At 68.1% G+C, this 3,432-nt stretch carries 3 protein-coding genes and 1 pseudogene; 1 reads left to right on the top strand and 3 read right to left on the bottom strand.

The genetic code is table 11. From position 1 onward, the window contains the following. The 3 genes and pseudogenes from RMN84_RS05480 to RMN84_RS05470 all read right to left on the bottom strand — a co-directional run. Positions 1 to 232: pseudogene (locus RMN84_RS05480) on the bottom strand (hypothetical protein); the annotation flags it as partial. Between the two features lie 117 nt (positions 233 to 349). Next, positions 350 to 1,681: a terminase large subunit domain-containing protein gene (locus RMN84_RS05475; RefSeq protein ID WP_309611191.1), complete on the bottom strand. Its 1,332-nt coding sequence runs from the start codon at positions 1,679 to 1,681 to the stop codon at positions 350 to 352. Continuing rightward, entirely contained in the window at positions 1,678 to 2,181 is a 504-nt protein-coding gene (locus tag RMN84_RS05470; protein ID WP_309611190.1) for a hypothetical protein, read from the bottom strand. The genes RMN84_RS05475 and RMN84_RS05470 overlap by 4 nt, the downstream gene beginning before the upstream one ends. A gap of 385 nt (positions 2,182 to 2,566) precedes the next feature. On the opposite strand from RMN84_RS05470, the gene RMN84_RS05465 reads away from it, so the two are divergent. Next, positions 2,567 to 3,432: histidine kinase (locus RMN84_RS05465; protein ID WP_309611189.1), on the top strand; the 866-nt coding region annotated here is incomplete at its 3' end.

Genomic DNA, 3,432 nt, shown 5'->3' with positions numbered 1-3,432 from the left:
TGCCGTGCAGCAGCAGCCACGCCGCGATCGACTCCAGCACGTCCGACCCGGTGACCAGCCTGACCGCCGCCTCGTTTTTCGTCAGCGAATAGACCGGCAGCGCCCCGACCCCGCCCGACACCAGTCGCACCGACCGCTGCCCGACCGGATTGGTCCGAAACACCTCCTCGACCTGCGCCTCATAGCCGCGCACAAATTCGCACGACCCATTGGCCCGCAGCCAATCAGGCACCGCAAACCGACTCGGCGCTTCCGCCGACTTCTTTGAAAACCAAAGCATGTGATTACCTCTCGTCATCCCCGCGGAAGCGGGGACCCAGCCCAAGCAAAAACGCGGCGAAGCCTCGCTCTACAACCGCATCACACGCGGCACCCCGCTCCGGCTCTCAGCCAATTCCGTCATCGCCCAGACCATCGCATCCGCTCGGTCCGGTGACCGCCCCGGCCCCTCGTAAGCCCCGCCCGAGCATAGCCCGGCCAGCTCATCCTCCAACTCGCAAAAGCCGCCCGCGAACCACGCCGTCCCCGCCTCGAACCTGAGCGCCACCGGCTCGGCCCGCGCCACCTTCCCGCGCGACGCATGAACCAGGCGCACCGCTGCCCCCTCGACCCCGCTCGCCCGCAGCACACTCTTGACCATGTCCCCGCCATTGTTCGCCTCGGCGACGATCCGATCCGCGCCCCATGCCGACGCCGCCAGCGCGACCGCCCGCGCCCATTGCTCCGGGCTCGCCGCCTCGACGCTGGCATCGGCCAGCACATAGAAATTGCCCCCGGCGCGCCCGGCGACGACGATCCCGCAGGCGTCGTTGCCCGGTCCCGATCCGGCCGGCGGGTCGACCCCAACCACCACCCGCTCCATCATCGGCAGCGGGCTACGGTCGATCCGGCACGCCTCGATCCGCGCCCGTGGCCACAGCGACCCGCGCGCGTCTTCCAGCAGCTCGCCGTCGATCTCCTGCCGCCCGAAGCGCGTCCCGCCATAGGTCGCCTTCATCACTTCCATGAACCTCGCTGGCAAATTCACATTATCCCCGCTGCGTCCGCCCGTCACCACCGTGCGCTCCTGCTTCATCAGCCGGCGCAGCAGCGGGATTGGCCTGGGCGTCGTCGTCACGAGCGCACGCGGCCGCTCGCCGCGCCGCAATCCCATCTGCAGATTATCCCACGCATTTTCGGCATCGCTCCATTTGGCCATCTCGTCGCACCACGCGAAATCATGTTCCGGTCCGCGCAAGCCATCGCCATTCTCCCCTGAAAACAGGGTCGCGACCGACCCGTTGCGCCACGTCAGCCGCCCCAGGCTGGGTTCCCACTTGACCCGCGCACCCTCAAGGTCCGCAACCGCCAGCACGCCGCTGACCCCCTCCACCATGATCTTGCGCGCTTCGTCGATCGTCGCCCCGACCAAGGCGATCCGCACCTTGCGCTGCATTGCCAGTCGATGAACCCATTCGGCACCAGCGCGGGTCTTGCCATAACCGCGTCCGGCCATCATCAACCAGGTCGACCAGCCTTCGCCCGGCGGTGGTCGCTGCCCCGGCTGCGCCCATGCTTCGAACTGCGCATCGAACGTCACCATCTCCGTCATCGTCAGCTTGGCCAGGAACTCCAGGATGCGCTCGGCCGACCACTGCGCCAGCGCCCGCACCTGCCCCGCCGTAATCGCCACCCGGCTCATGCCGCGTCCTCATCATCTCTCGCGGGTGCGCGCAGGCACGCCAGGCGCATCCGCTCCAGCTTTGCCACGATCCGCGCCCGCACTTCGGCTATCTCTTCGGCGCTGTACTGCGCCTCCTCGCGTTCGCGCCGGCCCGGCTCGGCCGCCGTATCGCGGTGCATCCTGAGCAGTGCCAGCGCGACCCGGTCGCTATGCTCGACCACCACTTCCTCGCGCCCATCCTTGTGGACGATCGTCCGCATCGTCCCGTTGATCGCCCGCTCCAGCGTCTCGATCTCCAGCCGCGCATAGCCCTGTGCAATCGCCCGCGCCCAGCCGTCACGGAACGCCGCATCCTTCAATCGATGCTGATAGACCGTCGAGTTGCCGACCTTGGCGCGCCGGGCCGACAGCCGCACGTTGCACGTGTCGCTCAACGCCTCCAGAAAGCGCGTCTCCTTCGCCTTGGTCCATGTCCCCTTGTGGGCTGCCCGCCGCTGCGGCGCCGTGCCCCCGCTCACCGTCAACGCCATCCTCCGAGCCCCCATGATCATCCCCCTGTTCCGCCTGGGTCCCGGGGGAGGACCGTCTCACCATCGGGGCGAATGGCGGGGGCGGCCAGCCGTCGCGCCGCCCCCGCCCAGCAACGAAAAAAGGGCCCGAAGCGGCCCGCCTTGCGGCAACCTCTCCGACGCCCCTCGACCCGGGCCACCCCAACCCGACTCGCAATTCGTCACTGTTCCTAAGTTGTGCCAGATGAGCGTGACGATGTCAAGACAATTTTACCGTAGAGGTTCGTTTTATTGTGATATGCCGGTTCTTCTCCTTCGTTCAACGACCGCGCTCCTTCGGCCAGCGACCGCCCCGCGTATCGACTTTCCCGCCCCGTTTCGGCACCATGCCGCCATGAACCTGATCGTTCCCGGCGCCGACGTCGCCCCGCCCCAGTCGCGGCAGCAAGCCCTCGCGCCCGCTACCTCCCGCTTCGCCGACTGGCGCGTCGCGCTCGCATCGATCCTCGGCTTCTGGATGGTCTATGCCGTGACCGTCGTCGCCCGTGCCCTGCTCGGCGGCGATCCGTTGACCGTGCTGCAGAACCGCGCCGTGACCATCGGCTGCGGCATCCTCCTGACCGGTGCGATCTACGCCGCCATCGCGACCTTCGCCCGCGACGGTTCGCTCCAACGCCGCGCGCTGGTCGCCTTCGCCGGCTCACTCATCGCCGCCGCCGCCCAGGCCGGCGTGTTCATCGCTTCCGACAATTACCTCCGCCCGCCGCAGGACGAAACCCGCTTCCAGGCACGCGAGGGCTTTGTCGTCATCCAGAAGGGCCAGCAGATCCGGATCGAGCGTCACGCTGCCGAACCGCTCGTCCTGACCCTGCCCAAGGCGAGCGAGATGGCCGGGCACGATGTCTTCCGCTTCGCTGCCGACGCCGCCGTCGTGTGGCTGTTCTTCTTCGTCGCGTGGAGCGCCTTCTACCTCGCCGGCCAGGCTCAGGCCGAAGCGCTCGGCACCCGCCGCCGCCTCGCCGAGGCCGAGGCCGCCGCCCAGCAGGCGCAGGTCCGCGCGCTCCGCTATCAGGTCAATCCGCACTTTCTGTTCAACACCCTCAACAGCTTGTCGGCGCTGGTCCTGGCGAACCGCACGGCAGAGGCGGAGTCGATGATCCTGCGGCTGTCCGCCTTTTTCCGCTCGTCGCTGACGCTCGATCCCACTGCCGACGTCACGCTCGCCGACGAGATCGCGCTGCAGCAGCATTATCTCGACAT

The sequence above is a fragment of the Sphingomonas sp. genome, assembly GCF_031380695.1.
Classification (GTDB): domain Bacteria; phylum Pseudomonadota; class Alphaproteobacteria; order Sphingomonadales; family Sphingomonadaceae; genus Sphingomicrobium.
This window is presented reverse-complemented; position numbering and strand designations above follow the sequence as displayed.

What these genes read in the sequence shown, in the direction of transcription:
- RMN84_RS05475 (WP_309611191.1), bottom strand. Translation starts at nt 1,681, where the DNA reads ATGAGCCGGGTGGCGATTACGGCGGGGCAGGTGCGGGCGCTGGCGCAG.